The organism is Micromonospora sp. DT53 (genome assembly GCF_049841535.1).
Taxonomy (GTDB): Bacteria; Actinomycetota; Actinomycetes; order Mycobacteriales; family Micromonosporaceae; genus Micromonospora.
Genome location: NZ_JBNCKM010000013.1, coordinates 41,371 through 56,956, shown reverse-complemented (window position 1 = coordinate 56,956; position 15,586 = coordinate 41,371). Strand labels below are relative to the sequence as shown.

Here is a 15,586-nt window from a genome sequence, read left to right as displayed (position 1 = left end):
TCAGCTCTCCTCTCCGAGCCGAAGCACCTCTCCGAGGCGCAACCGGCGGTTGTTCAGGGCCTCGACGGCGACCGCGAAGCCGAGGGCGACCGCCCCGAGCGCGAGCACGGCGGCGACCAGGCTGGGCTCGAAAGCAACCCGGACCGGCACACCACTCGTGAACGCGGACAGGCCGAGCACCGGGTTGAGCAGCAGGGGCAGGACCGCACCGACGATCGCGCCGGTCAGCACCGACACCGCGACCAGCGGGGTCAACTCGACAAGCAGCAGCCCACGCCACTGCCGGCGGGACAGGCCGAGGGTGCGCAACCGGGACAGCACCTGACCCCGGGCGCGCGCACCGGCCAGCACGGTGAACGCGATGGCCAACAGCCCGAGCAGGGTGCCGCCGGCGGCCCCGGCCACGAACCCGAAGGCCAGCACCCCGTTAGCCCCGCCCTCTTCGAGCGCGCGCCGGACTTCTGCCCGGGTGTCGACGGTGACCCCGATCAGCCGTGCCCGACCGGTGACCGCGCCACCCTGCTGGAAGCGTTCCTGCCCCTGGTCGCCGGCGACGCGCAGCGCCTCCGCGTCCAGCGGACCCCCGGCGACCAACAGGCTGGTCGGCGCGGGTGTGGTGTTGCGCTCCGGCAGGGCCTGCCAGGGCAGGATCACGAACCGGCTGGTGTTCGCCGACAGCAGCGGGAACGCCTCCTCGGTGCCGGCCACCCGGAACTCGTACCGCTGGCCCTGTACCAAGATGAAGGCGGAGTCGGCCAGCCCGGCCTTGGTCAGGTCGGCGGCTACCGCCGGTGAGACGATCGCCGGCAGCGGACCCGGGCCGGGCCGGGCGCTGAGCAGCGCGGCCGGAACCGGCTGCTCCACATGCGATTCGCGGGCCACCGTGTTCATCCCCGGGCCGTCGACAAGCAGCACGTTCGTCTGCCCGGCCCCAGCGTCGGTGCCGACCTCGTCGGCCGCCAGCCGCTCATCTCCCTGGAACAGCACCCCGGTGACGGCCCGGACTCCCGGCATACGTCCCAGCTCGTCGATGGTGTCGGGGGCGAAGCGCTCCCCGCGGATCACCGCGTCGGCGGGCACGATCTGCGCGGCGGCCCGCTCCCGGCTCGCGTCGACGCCGGCGGCCACGACCGCGCAGAACGCCGCGGTGCCGATCGCCAGCACCACCACGACCAGCGGGGCGGCGACCGCCGCGCGGCCGGCGCGGGCCGTGCCGAGGAACGCCACGCTGCCGCGGGTGCGCGCGGCCAGCCGGCTGACCAGCAACAACGGCCAGGGGTACGCCCGCAGCGCCAGCACCGCCGCCGCGACCGCGAGGAGCACCGGCACCGACACGAGCAGTGGGTCCACCTCGCCGAGAGTCAGGCCCCGTCGACGCAGCAGCACCGCGGCGAGCCCGGCCAGGAAGAGCAGGGAGACCTCGACGGTGAGCCGACGGGCCGACGGGCGCACCCGGATCAGGTCCCGGCGTGCCGCCCCGCCAGCCGGTACGGCCAGCGTCGCCAACGGCAGCGCCAGCGTGACCAGCACGGTCACCGCGATGACGTACGGCGTGGTCGGATCCGGGGCACCGGGGAACAGGGTGCCCAGCCACCAGCCCAGCACGGCGGCGATCGGCACCACCAGCACCGACTCGGCGAGGCTACGCCGGGCGCCGGCGGTGGCCCCGCCCCCACGGGCGCGCAGCAGCGCGAACTCCGAACGACGCCGTCGGGTGGCGAGACTGGCCGCGAGCACGATGAGCCCCGCCAGGGTGGCCAGCACACCGGCCGCGATCACCGCCAGCAGGGTCCGGACGGCATCGATCTGGGCGGCGAACGCGCGCAACGGAACGTCGACGCCCTGGGTCAACGTGAGGTCAGTCGGACGGTTGCGCTGCATCACCTGCAGGCCGTCGATCAGCTGGTCCAGCTCGCGGGTGTCGATCCGGTCGACGCCCAGCCGGTAACGCCAGTTGGACTGGATCGGCCAACCCTCGGCGGCCCGCTTGTTGAGGGGCGACTGCGCGACGACGCCGACGATGACGAACGGCTGGCCATCACCCTGTGGTTCGATGATCCGCAGCAGCTGTGGCAGCCCGTCCCAGATGCCGTTGGCGCGGTCGACGGGGCGGAACAGCCCGGTCACCACCAGCGGGGCACCGTCGATGAGCCTGCCCTTGTCATCGGTGTTGCCGATGCGCAGTTGGCTGCCGGCGCGCAGGTTGAGCTTGCGGGCCACGTCGACGTCGAGCGCCACCTCGATCGGCCGTTCGGGAACGTACGTCTCGCTCGGCCACGTCCCGTCGACGAGGGTGCTCGCGTCCTGCACGCCGGGCATCGCCCGGAGTCCCAGGTCGACGAGCAGGTTGCCGGCCGCCAGGTCCGGTCCGACCACGCGGGCCGCCGCGGTCTCGACGCTGTACCACCGCTCGTCCACGGCCGAGCGCACCTGCGGCGGCATCTCCGCGGCCAGGGCGTCGAACCGTTCGGCGGCGTCACCCATCGCCGTCCGCCGCGACGTCGCGGGCGCCACGCTTGTGCTGTACGAGAGGTCCCGGCGCGCGGCCGGCTCGCTGTTGAGTTGCGCTCGCAGCCCCTGTTCGGCGAGCCGGTTGACCAGCCGGGGCACTCCGCTGATCAGCAGCGTGACCACCAGGGTCAGCACCGCCAGCAGCAGGAACTGCCCCCCGTACGTCCGGACCCGCCGGACGGCCGCCCCGACGCTCATCGTTCTCCCCCGATTCGCAGCTGCACCGCCGCCACCCGCTGACGGATGCCGGTGGCGATGAACGCGCTGAAGGCGAGCGCCGCCAGCAGCAGACCGACCGCGGTCAGGCCGATCGGCACCCAGGGCAGCGCGAACGCCGCCGGCGGTGTCGGTCGACCGGCGGCCGGGGTGAGGATGACAAGTGGGGCCATCGTCGCGCCGACCGCGGTGCCGAGTAACAACCCGACCCCCACGCCGATGCCGGCGAGGAACGTCTGTTCGGCCAGCAGCGCCCGGGCCATCAGCCGGGGCGTCGCTCCGAGGGTGTGCAGGACCGCGAACTCGCCGAGCCGACGCCGGGCGGTGGCCCACACGTCCACGATCAGGCCGACGAGGGCGAGCAGCACCGCGCCGAGCGCGGCGGCGAGCATTCCGGTACGCGAGCCGCGCCAGTACGGGTCGTCGGCGGCCGCCTCGATCACCGCCTCCCGGTTGAGCACGGTGACGCGCGGGAGTTCGCTGGCTGCCTGGGCGGCGGCCGTCGCGTCGGCGGCACCGAGCCACCATTCCGGTACGGGGCGTACGGTCCCGTCGATTCGGATCAGCGCGTCGACCGCCGCGGGCAGGTCCAGCAGCACGCCGGCCGCTGTGGCGGTCGTCGGCACGGCGCTCAACTCGCCGACCAGGCGCACCGGCACCGTCACCCCGGAGAGCGTGAGGTCGACGGTGTCGCCGACGCTCAGGCTCAGGGCCTCGCGTACCTGGGGGGTCATCAGCACCGGAGCGGGCTTGCTCTTCCCGCCCGCCACGATGGAGAACCGGGTGGGCGGCTGGTACGCGAACTGCCCACCGGGAATCACCTCCACGGCGTGGACCGAGGCGAACCCGGCCCCGGTGGTCTGCACCGGCGCGGGATTCACGCCGGGGGCCGTCAGCACCCAGTCACCGCTCAGTTCGGTGGGTCGGGCCGTGCCGTCGGCGTTCACCACCGCCAACCCGTCCAACTGGAGGCGGTAGGCGTTGCCGGCCTCCAGCCCCCCGTCGGCTTCGAACCCGGCCAGCCGCAGCCGCGCCCCGCCCACGTCGGGCAGTTGCACGGAGAAGCGGGTGGCCCGGCCGTCACCGTCGGCGTCGACCGCCGGCAGCCGCAGGGCCAGGCCGTCGGAGCTGGTGACCAGCAGCGTCACCGCGATCTTCAGCGACCGGTCCGCGCTACTCACCGGGGTACGGACCGTGCCGGTGATCGCGCGCGCCCCGGCGGGCAGTTCGACGCCGGCGGGGGCACCGCGCTCATCGATCATGCGCTGGTACTGCTCCGACGCCGATCCGTCGCCGAGGCGGTCGGCGAGCCGGACGACGCCCGGGGCACTGGCCGGGTCGACGCCGATCACGGTCGCCGGCAGTTTCTGCCGCCCGACCCGTACCTCGTCCCGCCACGCCGGCAGCACCCGGTCCACGCTCGGCAGCGCGGCGAGTTGACCGACCCGGTTGGGCGGGGCGGCGCCGGCCCGTTCGGTGACCCGGACGTCGGCGCCGACCGTGTGGCCGGCCTGCTCGACCTGGGACCGCTCGCCGGTGCTGATCAGGGACCAGGCCAGGGTGCTGCCCCCGACGGCGAGGGCGAGCAGCAGGACCGGGCCGGCGTGGGGACGCCGGCCGGCCTGCCACATGCCGAACATGGTGGCGGTCCAGGGACGTCGGTCGACGAAGCGCTCCGCGAACCGGGTGAGCGGCGGGAGCACCCGCAGCGCCAGCACCGCACCGGCCAGCACGCCGAGCGTCGGCGCGGCGACCAGCAGCGGGTCGAGACCGAGCCGGCCGCCCGACCCGGCCAGCGGGGAGGCGTACCGGCGCAGCTGCACCCAGGCGAGCACGGCGAGCGCCACCAGCACCAGGTCGACGCTGGCGCGTTGGACGCTCGCCGCCCGGTTCGGCCGGGATCGGGCCGCCATGTCGGCGACGTACGTACCGGCGCCGCGCAGCGTCGGAAGGACCATGGCGACGAGGCAACCCGCCGCGGTGGCCGCTGCCGCCGCCCAGACCAGTGTGGTGTTGCCGCCGGCGGTGGAGAGGTCACCCGACCCGCCGGGTCGGACGTACCGCAGGGCCTCACCGGCGATCAGCGGACCGAGCACGGCGGCCGGGGCGACCACCAGGGTCGCCTCACGGGCGGCCAGGCCGGCCAGTTGCCGCCGGGCGGCGCCGCGGGCGCGCAGCAGCGCGGTCTGTGGGCGGCGGTCCTCGTGCAGCAGCGCGGCGACCAACACCAGCGCGTACCCACCGAGCACCAGGATGAGCAGCAGCGGGGTGGCCAGCGACGAGCGACCCACCAGGTCGGCGCGGGCGATCCGGTCCAGCAACTGCGGCATCTTCGTCAACGCCTGCCCGGAGCTGCCCAGTTGGGCGGCCTCGGGTGCGGTCGAGATCGCTTCGGTGAGGGCTTTCCGAACGGCGGGCAGGTCGGCGGTGTCGACACCACCGAGGTCCGGTTGGGCCAGCCAGGACGCCGACACCGAGCCCGGGAAGGTGGCCGCGAAATCGGCCGGGTCGAGCGTGAACGGCCCGTACGAGGTGCCGGAACCGGCGCTGCCCGCCCCCACGCCGGGTGCCAGCAGCCAGTACGCGTCCGTCGGGTCGCGGGGCCGCCAGGTGCCGGCGAGCACCAATTCTCCCCGTCGTTCGGTGGCCCGGTCACGCACCGGGACGCGTTCGCCGATGGTCAGGCCGAGGGCGCCGGCGACCCGCTCGGGCAGGCTCACCTGGACGGGGTTCGCCCCGGGGCGCGGCCAGGCTCCGCTGGTCAGCTCCGCGTGGCCGGCAAGGTCGGGGAGTGTGGCCAGGCTCGCGAAGACCGGTTCGTCGGCCGTACGCGGAATCTGCCCGAGGTCGCCGGTCAGTTCCCGGCCGGTGCCGTAGCGGGCGGCGGTGACGCTGACCGGGGCACCGCCGAGCCCGGTGGCGAACTCGGCTCGGACCGCCTTGTCGCGGCTTGCGAACTCGGCCGCGTCCCGCCCACCCGAGCCACTGACCAGCAGGCCGCGCTCCTCGGCGGGCGAGGCGGCGATCAGGGCCCGCTGCCCGGCGTCCACCGCCCGACGGTTGTAGTCGGACAGTCCAGTGACCAACGCGACGGCGACGAGGGCAGCGATCACCGCCGCGACCAGCAACCCTCGTGCCTCGCGGGCCCGCCTCCACACCAGCTTCATCCGACGCCTCCCCTGGCCCTGGTGGGCCGACGACCATCAAGACAGGCCACCCACCGGGAAAGGTTCGCGCCCGTTACATGATCGTTATTACGAGAAGGGTCAGCTCAGGCCGACCAGCGCGCCCGAGCGCCTAACTGCCGTACCTCACGGGGTTTCCTCCTCGACCCACTCCAGCAGGTCGCCGGGCTGGCAGTCGAGCACTCGGCACATCGCTTCGAGGGTGCTGAAGCGGACCGCCTTGGCGCGGCCGTTCTTCAGCACCGCCACGTTGGCTGGTGTGAGCCCGACGCGCTCGGCGAACTCTCCGACGCTCATCTTGCGCTTGGCCAACTCCACGTCGATGCGGACGACGATGGGCATCAGATCACCGCTTCCATGTCGGTGCGCAGCGTGGTGGCCTGCCGCAGCAGCGCCCGCATCACCACCATGAGGAGCCCCAGCACTGTGACACCCATCGTCAGCAGGAACAGCAGGATCGGAGCGCCCGGGTCGTCCGCGTTGAAGCCGACGTAGAGGAAGACACCCACGAGCACCAGCCACCCCGCGCCGACGGCCCAGACGATCAGGTCGACCCACTTCAGGGAGGCTTCGGTGAAGATGCGGTCGTTCTTGACCATGTTGAGCAACTGCCACGTCGACACGATCACCACCTGGACGCACAGCACCCAGAACACCGTCACGGCGGTCAACGGCCACCGGAGGTAGGCGTGCTCCGGTGACTCCTGGGCCATGTGCGCGAACTGCCCCGGCAGCGAGAACGTCTGGAACCCGATCAGGACCACGAACAGGACCCCGAGTACGACTCTGAGAGCGGCTACCGCTCGATGCTCCGTCACCATGCATCGAGTTTCGCTCGCTACCTATCGAAAGTCAATCGGTCGCTCGCACGCCGACTCCCGCTCACGGCAGCGTCGACCCCGGCTCCGGCCTCGCCTTCTGGGGGTAGATCGTCTCGTGCCGGGCCAGCATGGCGACGAATTCGCCGATCTTGCGCTCGCGGGTCTGTGCCCGCTTGACGGCATTGAGACGGTGGATGAGGGCGAACCGGTTGGTCTTGGTGAGCACGTCGAACATGGCCTGGGCGGCCGGCTCGGCGGCGATGGCGGCGAGGAGGTCGGCCGGCACCTCCGCCTCCGACGGCGGGGCGTACGCGGCCACCCACCGCCCGTCCGACTTCGCGGCTTCCACCGCGGCGCGACCAGCGGGCAACATCCGCCCCTGCTCCTCCAGCCGGGCGACGTGGCCGACGTTGCGCTGGGACCACGAACTGCGGGGCCGACGCGGGGTGAACCGGATCCAGGACGACTCCTCGTCCCGCTTACGGGCCTGCCCGTCGATCCAGCCGACGCACAGGGCCTCGTCGACCGCCTGCTGCCAGGTAAGCGTCGTGACCGTGCCACCCTTCTTCGTCAGGGCGAGCCAGACGCCGGGCGACGTGCCGTGGTTGGCCGCCAACCACGCGCGTAGGGCATCGGCGTCCGCGACGACCAACTCATCCAGCTCGGCACTCGTCATGCCGGCAGGCTATTCCCCGGGTCCGACAGCCGGTGACCTCCGTGGGAGGCGATCAACGCGTCCACGACCGCCGCGGCGTCGGCGTCTGCCACGTCCGCTGGGTACTCCGGCAGCAGGTCGTCCCAGATGACCAGCCACGACCCGTACAACTGCGCCTGCCCCTCGGGCCGAGCGAAGAACCAGACGTGCAGGTGAGCGCCGCCATCTCCGACGCGGTAGAGGTGAGCCCGCGAGATGTGCGGCAGCGCCTGTATGTGGCGGACGATCCGAGTGCTCAACAGCCCGAGTTCGGAGGCCATCTCGTCGGGGAGATCCGCCATGTCGTAGTGGTCGCGCGGCAACAGCATGAGCACCAGCGGGACGCCCACGCGCGGGACCCGGATCAACCGCCAACGCTCGTTGAACCAGATCCCCTCGTCCCGATTGCGGCAGGTGTCGCAGGTCGACGGATCCTCGCCGTGCCGCGCCGGCTCCGGGAGCACCGGCGGCCGCAGCGGCGCCACTCGAAGTCCGTCCGGGTCGAACGGGCTGATCTCCCACCCGGTCATGCGGGCCAGGGGAAGGCGGCGCTCGTCGTCAGCGGCGGTGACCGCGTGGTCGTAGAACTCGTCCGGTCGCAAGGCCATGTGACACAGACTAGTAGAACAAGATCCACAATGGCCGCCGGCAGGTCGACACCGAGCGGCAGAAGGCCGGGGCCCCGCCGCACAACCCCAGTCACCTTCCCGCCCGGTGAGGGCAAATTCGTCTGGCATCAGACGATCTGACGTCGTACGATCAGACGGTGAAGACCCTTCCTCCCCCCGAGCCGTGGACGGCTGCCCTTCCCGAGGCGACACCGCCACCCGACATGGCGATCTATCAACTCCCCACCGGCACCTACGAGACGCGAGCGGCATTTGCCCTTCGCGGTGGCTCGTTTCGTGACAAGCGGCAGTTCGTCGCCACCGCCATCCTCGTGCGGCACCCGAAGGGCGACTTCCTCATCGACGCCGGCTTCGGGGCCAACGTCGCCGCGCACGTCGCCATGCAGCCGCGGTTCGCCCGCGCCCCCTTCCAGAGCACCCGGACGGTGCGCGAGCAGCTCGACGACAGCGGTTACGACCGCACCAGGCTCACGGGGGTCTTCCTGACCCACGCGCACTGGGACCACGCCAGCGGTCTGGACTCGCTCGACCTCCCGATCTGGATGAACAGGGGCGAGCTTGCGTACGCCGCCAGCGACGGCGACGGAAAGGTCTACCGCGCCGTCTCGCCCGGCCACGAGATCCGCGAATACTCCTTCGACGGCCCCGCTCACCTCGGCTTCTCCGCGAGCTTCGACGTCCACGGCGACGGATCACTCGTGCTGGCGCTGGCCGGCGGCCACACGACGGGGTCGGTGGTCGCGTTCGTGACCCTCCCGTCCGGGCAGCGCTACGCGTTCATCGGCGACCTGACCTGGCAACTGGACGGAGTCCACCAGCTGGTGGAGCGCCCCTGGCTGCTACGTGCCCTCGCAGACAGCGACGCCGAACAGGTGCGACAGGGCATCCTGCGATCGGCCGCCCTGACCGAGCTGATGCAGGTCGTCCCCGCCCACGACGGTCGCGCCTACCAGGGAATCCCGCTGCTGTTGGATGCGCCGCGATGACCGCTGGACCGGCGCCGTCGCTCGACTCCGAGATCACCTGGCTGTTGCACCGCGCCGCCCAACGGATGCACGTGGTGACCGGCGAACAGGCCGAGAGGCACGGCCTGCACCTGCGGGACTACATCGTGTTGAGCGCGCTCGACAAGACGCCCGGGCTGACCCAGGTCGAGCTGGCCAGGACGCTCGGGCTCGACAAGACCACCCTGATGACCCAACTCGACCGCCTCGAACAGAAGAATCTCGTCGTACGCCACTCAGATCCCCGCGACCGCCGGCTGCGCATTTCGGCGATCACCACAGTTGGCGAGGAGGTACGGGCGCAGGTCGCCCACGCCAGCGAGGAGGCGGAGCGGAACGCGATGGCCGGTTTCAGCCAGGCCGAGATCGACACGTTCCGCCGAATGCTGTTCGCGATCATCGGCACGGCGGTGGACCCGGGGTCCTGCCTCTGACTGTTCGGCTGTCACGACGGGTGTCGATCCGGACATGGAGTAGACGTGAGCTCCGGGACTGAACACGAGGAACGCTTCCGACGCGTCTACGCGGTCAACTTCGAACCACTGCTGGCGTACGCGATGCGGCGCGTCGAGCAGCCGGAGGACGCCGCCGACATCGTCGCCGAGACCTTTCTCGTCGCCTGGCGGCGCAGCCGCGAGATGCCGGCGGACGCCGAGGCTCGATTGTGGCTGCACGGCGTGGCCCGGCGGGTGCTGGCCAATCACCACCGCGGCGGGGCCCGCCGGGGACGGCTGGGCGATCGTCTGCGGCAACGGTTCCGGAACGCCCTCGCCGTCGACCCCGGCAGCGAGGTGCCCGAGCGGCTCACCGTCCGGGCCGCGCTGGCCCGGCTCAACGAGATGGATCGGGAGGTGCTGATGCTGACCTTCTGGGAGGGGCTGGAGCCGCGCGAGATCGCCGCGGTTCTCCAGGTGAGCCCGGCCGCCGTCCGGACCCGACTGTCCCGTGCCCGAGCCCGGTTACGAGACATCGTCGGTGACGACCTCGGACCACGCGGACATGTACCCGACGTCATGGCCGTACGCGCCCCCGAGGAGGGCAGATGACCGACGAACAGCTCGACCGGAGGGTCCGCGACGCCGACCCGTACCGACCCGAGGTCGTCGCGCGCCTCGACGGGGCCGCACAGGACCTCCTGGAGGAGATCATGTCCACGCCGATCCTGGAATCCGTTCCCGAGCCACCGGGCCGGCGCCCCCGACCGCGCCGCCGCGTGCTGGGCGGCCTCGCCACGGCGGGCGTCGCTGCCGCCGTCCTCGCCGTCGCCTTCGGCATCGCAATGGTGAAGCCCGATCAGCCAGCGGCGTCCCCGGAAACGCCGTCGACCGCCGCGACTCCGGGAACGACCTCCTACTCGGCGATGGTGCTCAAGGCAGCCGAGGAGAACCCGCGGCTGCTGATCGACCAACCCGGCTGGAAGGCAACCGACGTCGACGGGTTCGCCAAGCGGGAAGGCAGCATCACCTACCGCAACGGCGGGCGACTCATCAGGATGAGCTGGTACGAGGCCAGCGAGTACGACGGGCGCTACAAGGACCGGCTCCAGGTCAGCAAGCCGGAGTCGGTGCAGGTCGACCGCTGGCCCGGCGACCTGTTCCGATACAACGAGCGCGAGTTCGAGGTCATTCTCCAGCCTCGCGACGGGTCGATGGTCGAGGTGCGCACCGCGAGCGCCTACACCCGCGCCGATTTCGACCGGGTGCTCGCCAGCGTGGTCCGCGTCGACGCCCGCACCTGGCTGGCCGCCCTCCCGGCGGAGATCGTGACGCCGGAGCGGGTGGACGAGCGGGCGGCAGCGGTGCTCGCCGACGTGCCACTCCCGCCGGGCTTCGACCCCGCCACGCTGAACGTCGAAGGCGTCAACGACGCCTACCAATTCGGCGTCCAGGTACTCGGCCCGGTCGGCTGCGCGTGGATCACCGAATGGACGCGGGCGAAGAAGAGCAACGACGACGCCGCTCTCCGACGCGCGGCCGACGCGTTGCGCGGCAGCCACAACTGGAAGGTGCTCCAGCAGATGGACCCCGAGGGTGACTGGCCAAAGGGGTTCTGGGAGACCGCGGACAGGGTTGCCTCAGGTGACCCGGTCCATCCCAAGATGTTCAACCCCTGCGACCCAGAGCAGTAGCGGACCGTCGTGCTGCCCGGGGACGACGAGGTGTCGCCTCCGGGCAGCCCGGCATCCAACCGCTCAGGCGCTCTCCTCCGGGGAGCGCTTGGCGCGGCTGGGCTGAACCCGCTTGGGTTCGCCGGGCATCTTCGGGTGGTCCGGCGGGTACGGCAGGTCGCCCTGGCCGGCGGCGGCGTCGCGGTCGGCCCACTCCAGCAGCGGGGTGATGTCCCACGGTGCGTCGTCGATGCCGGCGTGCGGGTCACCGCGCTCGGCGAGCCGGGCCGGCACGGTGCGCAGGTCGAAGTCGTCCGGGTCGACGTCGGGCAGCTCGTCCCAGGTGACCGGGGTCGAGACGGTCGCCCGCGCGTTGGCCCGCAGCGAGTACGCGCAGGCGATCGTGCGGTCGCGCGCCATCTGGTTGAAGTCGACGAAGACGCGGGTGCCGCGCTCCTCCTTCCACCAGGCGGTGGTGACCAGGTCGGGGTGGCGGCGCTCCACCTCCCGGGCCAGCGCGATGGTGGCCCGCCGCACCTCGGTGAACGTCCAGCGGGGCTGGATGCGCAGGTAGACGTGCACGCCCCGGCCGCCGGAGGTCTTCGGCCAGCCGGTCGCGCCCAGCTCGTCGAGGAGCGCGCGGACCTCGCCGGCGGCCCGCGCCGCGTCGGCGAAGTCGGTGCCGGGCTGCGGGTCCAGGTCGATGCGCAGCTCGTCGGGGCGGTCGACGTCGGCGGCCCGCACCGGCCAGGGGTGGAAGACGATGGTGCCCATCTGCGCCGCCCAGGCCACGTGCGCCAGGTCGGCCGGGCAGAGCTCGGCCGCGGTCCGACCGCTCGGGAAGGTGATCTGCGCGGTCGTCACCCAGGGTGGCACCCCGCGGGTGGGCACCCGCTTCTGGAAGAAGGCCTCGCCCTCGACGCCCTCGGGGAAGCGTTGCAGGGTGGTCGGCCGGTCCCGCAGGGCGCGCATGATCCCGTCGCCGACCGCGAGGTAGTAGTGGAAGACGTCAGCCTTGGTGAACCCCCGCTGCGGGAAGATCACCCGATCCGGACTGCTCAGCCGGACGGTGTGCCCGGCCACCTCGACCTCGACGGCCGCAGCCTTGGTGCCACCCATCCCGCGACCCTATGCCACACCCCCGACGTTCGACGTACCGTGGAAGGGTGAGTCTTGACGACAACGAGCTGCCCCGTACCGACGAAGAGTGGCGGGTCCGACTGACCCCCGAGGAGTTCCACGTTCTGCGGGAGGCCGGCACCGAACGCCCGTGGACCGGCGAGTACGTGGACACGAAGACCCAGGGGGTCTACCACTGTCGCGCCTGCGGGCTGGAGCTGTTCTCCAGCGACACCAAGTTCGACTCGCACTGCGGCTGGCCGAGCTTCGACGACGCCATCCCGGGCCGGGTCAAGGAAATCGAGGACCGCACCCTCGGCATGGCCCGTACGGAGATCCGCTGCGCCCGCTGCGACAGTCACCTTGGGCACGTCTTCCACGGCGAGGGCTTCACCCCGAAGGACACCCGGCACTGCGTCAACTCGGTCTCCATCAAGCTGGAACCCCAGTGACACGGGTGTTCAGGGCGTAACCGCGCTCAGGGCGTACCCCTGAGCAGGTCGACCTCGGCGGCCCGGGACTGCTCGATGCGCCGGGCCAGGTCACGGACCCGCTCGTTGCGGCCGACGCCGACCTGGGATCGGGCCAGGTCGGCCGCCGATCGCTGGTGGTCGGCGAGCACCTCGCGCAACACCTGGTCGACGTCCGCGTCCGGCGCGGTCCGCAGCCGGTCGAGTGCGGCGTCGTCGCCGTGCCCGTGGTGGTGGTGTGCGGCCGCGCTGGCGCCCGGCCCGGCGGTGGGCAACCAGCCGCGCATCGCCGCCAACTCGTCGGCCTCGGTCGACTCGATGGCGGCGGCCAGGGTGCGCAGCGCCTCGTCGCGCACCCGGTCCCGGGCCAGCCGGACGATCTGCAGGGTGCGCTCACTGTGCCCGACCATGGTGCTCAGGAACACCACGTCGACCCCGCTCATCGCATCCCCGTCGGCCGAGGGCCCGACCGCCGAGGGCCCGGCCGCCGCGTCCCCGGCCGCCGACGAGCCGGCCGGGGACGCGGGGGCCGGCTGCGGCAGGGCCGACGGGTTCGACGTGGGCGGTCCGGCGCAGGCTCCGCTGAGCAGCAGAGCGGCAACGAGGGACGCCAGCGGGGTACGGCGGGGCATGCCGGTTGCTCCGTTCACGCGAGGGCGGCGACACGGGTGCGACCTGGGGCCGCACCCGTGCGGTCAGACCTGGAGCCAGAGCGCCGGTACGTTCGGCGGCTCCCAGCCGGGGATCGCGGTGTGCGCCTGCCGGCAGCGGTACGTCGTTCCGCCGTAGGTGACCTGGTCGCCGACCTGGTACGCCCGACCCGTCGTCCACGTGCCGCCCTGCGCGGGTGGGGTGGTCGGCGTGGTGGTCGGGGTGGGCCGGGGGGTGGGTGAGGTGGTGGGGGTGGGGGTCGGGTTCGACCCTCCGCCGCCGATCTGCACGTCGATGCAGGAGTAGAAGGCGTTCGCCGTGTCGGAGATGTTCCACACCGCGAGGATCTTCTGCCGGCCGGTGAAGCCGCCGAGACTGACGTTGTGCGACACCGTGGCGCCCGGCTGCTGGCCGTTGCCGTTGACCACGCCGACCCGGGTGTTGCCGATCCAGTACTCCCAGTTGCTGGTGGCGTGCCGGGCGGTGTTGACCCAGGTGAAGGTCAGCGAGCTGCCCACCGAGGTGGCCGGCCAGCCCCGGCTGTCGTCGTTGAGGACGGCGAACTGGGCGATTCCGGCATTGCAGCTGCGGAGGCCCTTGGGCCCTTCGACGCTCTGCGGTTCGTACTTGATCTGCCCGCAGTCGGGCACCCGGCCCTGCGCGCAGAGCGCCTGCCGGCTCGGCGGGGCGGAGACGTAGCCGTGCGCCTGCGCGGGGGCGGCGACGGTGAGGGTGGCGGCGACGGCGCCCGCCGCCACCAGCGGGACGGTGATTCTTCGACGCATCGGGGCAGCTCCTTCTCCAGGTCCGGTGAGGTGCCCCCAAGGTAATTTAAACATTGTTAACAGTAAAGACTTCCATCGATAAATCCATCGATGGCGGCAGTTTTCCTCTCAGAGCCGGAGCAGGCCGCCCCGGTCGTCGACCTGGTCGGCCGACTCGTCGTCCAACCAGACGCCGCCGGTGCCGAGGTAACGGAACCGGTACTCCCCCGGGGGCAGCTTCACGGTCACCGTCCTGGTGCCGTCGCGGCGGGCCACCAACTCGTGCCGACCCGGCTGCCAGCCGTTGAAGGAGCCGACGACGCTCACCGGGCCGGGCGGGACATCGCGGGGCAGGCAGAAGGTGACCCGGGTCTGGTTGCCGAAGAGCTTGTTGCGCTTGATCACGGTGATCCTCCGGGGTTGCGGCGGTTCACCCGGCACAACGGGCAACACGCCGACGCCGACACGCCGCTGGCGTGGTCAGACATCGACGTTCCGCCCCACGTCGCGACAACCTGGGGAATTCTGTAGGCACTTGTCCTTTTAACGGAGGTTTTCGGTGGCAACCTGCGAGGTCTGCGGCAACGACTACTGGATGGCGTTCGAGGTGCACACCGTCAGCGGCGACGTGCACACCTTCGACTCGTTCGAGTGCGCGATCCACCGCATGGCACCGATCTGCGAGCACTGCCAGGTCAAGATCGTCGGGCATGGTGTCGAGGTCAACGGCCGCTTCTTCTGCTGCGCACACTGCGCCCGCGCGGTCGAGGGCGCGGTGGGCGCCGAGATCCGCGACGCCGTCGGCGCCCGCCCGGCCTGACCGCACCCACACCGCTGAACCCGCCCGACCTACCATCGGCGGATGCCCCAACAGACCACCGAGCTGCGAACGGCCTCCTTCGCCGACCTGAACGCCCGCACCTTCCACGACCTGCTCAAGCTGCGCATCGACGTGTTCGTGGTGGAGCAGAACTGCCCGTACCCGGAACTCGACGGGCGCGACGTCGAACCGGGCACCCGGCACCTCTGGCTCACCGACGGGGGCGCTCCGCTGGCGTACCTGCGGATCCTGGCCGACCCGGACGGCGTCGCCCGGATCGGTCGGGTGGTGGTGGCCCCGACAGCGCGCGGCGGTGGGCACGCCGGCCGGCTGATGACGGCGGCGCTGGAGGTGATCGGCAACCGGCCCTGCGTGCTGGACGCCCAGTCGCACCTGGTCGCGCTCTACCGCCGGCACGGCTTCGCGGTGAGCGGCCCGGAGTACGTCGAGGACGGCATCCCGCACACGCCGATGCGGCGCGATGCCATTGACGCCTGACTATCCACCTGGCATGGTGCCGGGTAGAGCCATCGCGGGAGCCAGCGATGCGGCACGGGAGTGGGCAACTCCCGGCGATCCGGGTGTCGACGTCCGA

The 15,586-nt window shown here is 71.9% G+C and carries 17 protein-coding genes; 7 read left to right on the top strand and 10 right to left on the bottom strand.

Features of this window, described 5'->3' with window-relative positions:
• The 6 genes from ACLQ3B_RS31360 to ACLQ3B_RS31335 form a co-directional block, all read right to left on the bottom strand.
• On the bottom strand, positions 1-2,709 hold the full coding sequence (locus ACLQ3B_RS31360) for an FtsX-like permease family protein (protein ID WP_425784283.1): 2,709 nt from the start codon (positions 2,707-2,709) through the stop codon (positions 1-3).
• A complete protein-coding gene (locus ACLQ3B_RS31355) occupies positions 2,706-5,894 on the bottom strand; it encodes an FtsX-like permease family protein (RefSeq protein ID WP_425784282.1) in 3,189 nt (1,062 codons plus the stop codon). Before ACLQ3B_RS31355 ends, ACLQ3B_RS31360 begins: the two co-directional genes overlap by 4 nt.
• Positions 5,895-6,038: 144 nt before the next feature.
• Positions 6,039-6,254: a helix-turn-helix domain-containing protein gene (locus ACLQ3B_RS31350; RefSeq protein ID WP_030336216.1), complete on the bottom strand. Its 216-nt coding sequence runs from the start codon at positions 6,252-6,254 to the stop codon at positions 6,039-6,041.
• Positions 6,254-6,733, bottom strand: coding sequence for a DUF2975 domain-containing protein (locus ACLQ3B_RS31345; RefSeq protein WP_425784281.1), 480 nt, complete (start codon positions 6,731-6,733; stop codon positions 6,254-6,256). The genes ACLQ3B_RS31350 and ACLQ3B_RS31345 overlap by 1 nt, the downstream gene beginning before the upstream one ends.
• A 61-nt stretch (positions 6,734-6,794) precedes the next feature.
• Positions 6,795-7,409 (bottom strand): YdeI/OmpD-associated family protein, encoded by a 615-nt coding sequence (locus tag ACLQ3B_RS31340; protein WP_425784280.1) that lies wholly within the window; start codon positions 7,407-7,409, stop codon positions 6,795-6,797.
• Positions 7,406-8,035, bottom strand: coding sequence for a hypothetical protein (locus ACLQ3B_RS31335; protein ID WP_425784279.1), 630 nt, complete (start codon positions 8,033-8,035; stop codon positions 7,406-7,408). The genes ACLQ3B_RS31340 and ACLQ3B_RS31335 overlap by 4 nt, the downstream gene beginning before the upstream one ends.
• Positions 8,036-8,193: 158 nt before the next feature.
• Between ACLQ3B_RS31335 and ACLQ3B_RS31330 the strand changes: the two genes are divergently transcribed.
• The 4 genes from ACLQ3B_RS31330 to ACLQ3B_RS31315 are packed head-to-tail and all read left to right on the top strand — an operon-like array spanning position 8,194 to position 11,188.
• On the top strand, positions 8,194-9,042 hold the full coding sequence (locus ACLQ3B_RS31330; RefSeq protein ID WP_425784278.1) for an MBL fold metallo-hydrolase: 849 nt from the start codon (positions 8,194-8,196) through the stop codon (positions 9,040-9,042).
• Complete coding sequence (locus ACLQ3B_RS31325; RefSeq protein ID WP_425784277.1) at positions 9,039-9,494, top strand: MarR family winged helix-turn-helix transcriptional regulator; 456 nt, start codon at positions 9,039-9,041, stop codon at positions 9,492-9,494. Before ACLQ3B_RS31330 ends, ACLQ3B_RS31325 begins: the two co-directional genes overlap by 4 nt.
• Before the next feature lie 45 nt (positions 9,495-9,539).
• Positions 9,540-10,106, top strand: coding sequence for an RNA polymerase sigma factor (locus ACLQ3B_RS31320; RefSeq protein ID WP_425784276.1), 567 nt, complete (start codon positions 9,540-9,542; stop codon positions 10,104-10,106).
• Entirely contained in the window at positions 10,103-11,188 is a 1,086-nt protein-coding gene (locus tag ACLQ3B_RS31315) for a hypothetical protein (protein WP_425784275.1), read from the top strand. The genes ACLQ3B_RS31320 and ACLQ3B_RS31315 overlap by 4 nt, the downstream gene beginning before the upstream one ends.
• 63 nt (positions 11,189-11,251) lie before the next feature.
• Here ACLQ3B_RS31315 and ligD read toward each other — a convergent pair whose 3' ends face one another.
• Entirely contained in the window at positions 11,252-12,286 is a 1,035-nt protein-coding gene (ligD, locus tag ACLQ3B_RS31310) for a non-homologous end-joining DNA ligase (protein ID WP_425784274.1), read from the bottom strand.
• A 47-nt stretch (positions 12,287-12,333) separates the two neighbouring features.
• On the opposite strand from ligD, the gene msrB reads away from it, so the two are divergent.
• Complete coding sequence (gene msrB / locus ACLQ3B_RS31305) at positions 12,334-12,738, top strand: peptide-methionine (R)-S-oxide reductase MsrB (RefSeq protein WP_425784273.1); 405 nt, start codon at positions 12,334-12,336, stop codon at positions 12,736-12,738.
• A 26-nt stretch (positions 12,739-12,764) separates the two neighbouring features.
• On the opposite strand, the gene ACLQ3B_RS31300 is transcribed toward msrB, so the two are convergent.
• The 3 genes from ACLQ3B_RS31300 to ACLQ3B_RS31290 form a co-directional block, all read right to left on the bottom strand.
• Complete coding sequence (locus ACLQ3B_RS31300; RefSeq protein ID WP_425784272.1) at positions 12,765-13,388, bottom strand: DUF305 domain-containing protein; 624 nt, start codon at positions 13,386-13,388, stop codon at positions 12,765-12,767.
• A gap of 63 nt (positions 13,389-13,451) precedes the next feature.
• Positions 13,452-14,192: a lytic polysaccharide monooxygenase gene (locus ACLQ3B_RS31295; protein ID WP_425784271.1), complete on the bottom strand. Its 741-nt coding sequence runs from the start codon at positions 14,190-14,192 to the stop codon at positions 13,452-13,454.
• Positions 14,193-14,300: 108 nt separating this feature from the next.
• Positions 14,301-14,576 carry an isoamylase early set domain-containing protein gene (locus tag ACLQ3B_RS31290; protein ID WP_425784270.1) on the bottom strand — a complete coding sequence of 92 codons (276 nt, stop codon included), beginning with the start codon at positions 14,574-14,576 and terminating at the stop codon, positions 14,301-14,303.
• A 154-nt stretch (positions 14,577-14,730) separates the two neighbouring features.
• On the opposite strand from ACLQ3B_RS31290, the gene ACLQ3B_RS31285 reads away from it, so the two are divergent.
• Together ACLQ3B_RS31285 and ACLQ3B_RS31280 are read left to right on the top strand one after the other, a co-directional pair.
• Positions 14,731-14,991: a Prokaryotic metallothionein gene (locus ACLQ3B_RS31285; protein ID WP_124815255.1), complete on the top strand. Its 261-nt coding sequence runs from the start codon at positions 14,731-14,733 to the stop codon at positions 14,989-14,991.
• 42 nt (positions 14,992-15,033) lie between these two features.
• Positions 15,034-15,489 (top strand): GNAT family N-acetyltransferase, encoded by a 456-nt coding sequence (locus ACLQ3B_RS31280; RefSeq protein ID WP_425784269.1) that lies wholly within the window; start codon positions 15,034-15,036, stop codon positions 15,487-15,489.
• The last annotated feature ends 97 nt before the right edge of the window (positions 15,490-15,586 follow it).

What these genes read in the sequence shown, in the direction of transcription:
- ACLQ3B_RS31360 (WP_425784283.1), bottom strand. Translation starts at nt 2,709, where the DNA reads ATGAGCGTCGGGGCGGCCGTCCGGCGGGTCCGGACGTACGGGGGGCAG.
- ACLQ3B_RS31355 (WP_425784282.1), bottom strand. Translation starts at nt 5,894, where the DNA reads ATGAAGCTGGTGTGGAGGCGGGCCCGCGAGGCACGAGGGTTGCTGGTC.
- ACLQ3B_RS31350 (WP_030336216.1), bottom strand. Translation starts at nt 6,254, where the DNA reads ATGCCCATCGTCGTCCGCATCGACGTGGAGTTGGCCAAGCGCAAGATG.
- ACLQ3B_RS31345 (WP_425784281.1), bottom strand. Translation starts at nt 6,733, where the DNA reads ATGGTGACGGAGCATCGAGCGGTAGCCGCTCTCAGAGTCGTACTCGGG.
- ACLQ3B_RS31340 (WP_425784280.1), bottom strand. Translation starts at nt 7,409, where the DNA reads ATGACGAGTGCCGAGCTGGATGAGTTGGTCGTCGCGGACGCCGATGCC.
- ACLQ3B_RS31335 (WP_425784279.1), bottom strand. Translation starts at nt 8,035, where the DNA reads ATGGCCTTGCGACCGGACGAGTTCTACGACCACGCGGTCACCGCCGCT.
- ACLQ3B_RS31325 (WP_425784277.1), top strand. Translation starts at nt 9,039, where the DNA reads ATGACCGCTGGACCGGCGCCGTCGCTCGACTCCGAGATCACCTGGCTG.
- ACLQ3B_RS31315 (WP_425784275.1), top strand. Translation starts at nt 10,103, where the DNA reads ATGACCGACGAACAGCTCGACCGGAGGGTCCGCGACGCCGACCCGTAC.
- ligD (WP_425784274.1), bottom strand. Translation starts at nt 12,286, where the DNA reads ATGGGTGGCACCAAGGCTGCGGCCGTCGAGGTCGAGGTGGCCGGGCAC.
- ACLQ3B_RS31300 (WP_425784272.1), bottom strand. Translation starts at nt 13,388, where the DNA reads ATGCCCCGCCGTACCCCGCTGGCGTCCCTCGTTGCCGCTCTGCTGCTC.
- ACLQ3B_RS31295 (WP_425784271.1), bottom strand. Translation starts at nt 14,192, where the DNA reads ATGCGTCGAAGAATCACCGTCCCGCTGGTGGCGGCGGGCGCCGTCGCC.
- ACLQ3B_RS31280 (WP_425784269.1), top strand. Translation starts at nt 15,034, where the DNA reads ATGCCCCAACAGACCACCGAGCTGCGAACGGCCTCCTTCGCCGACCTG.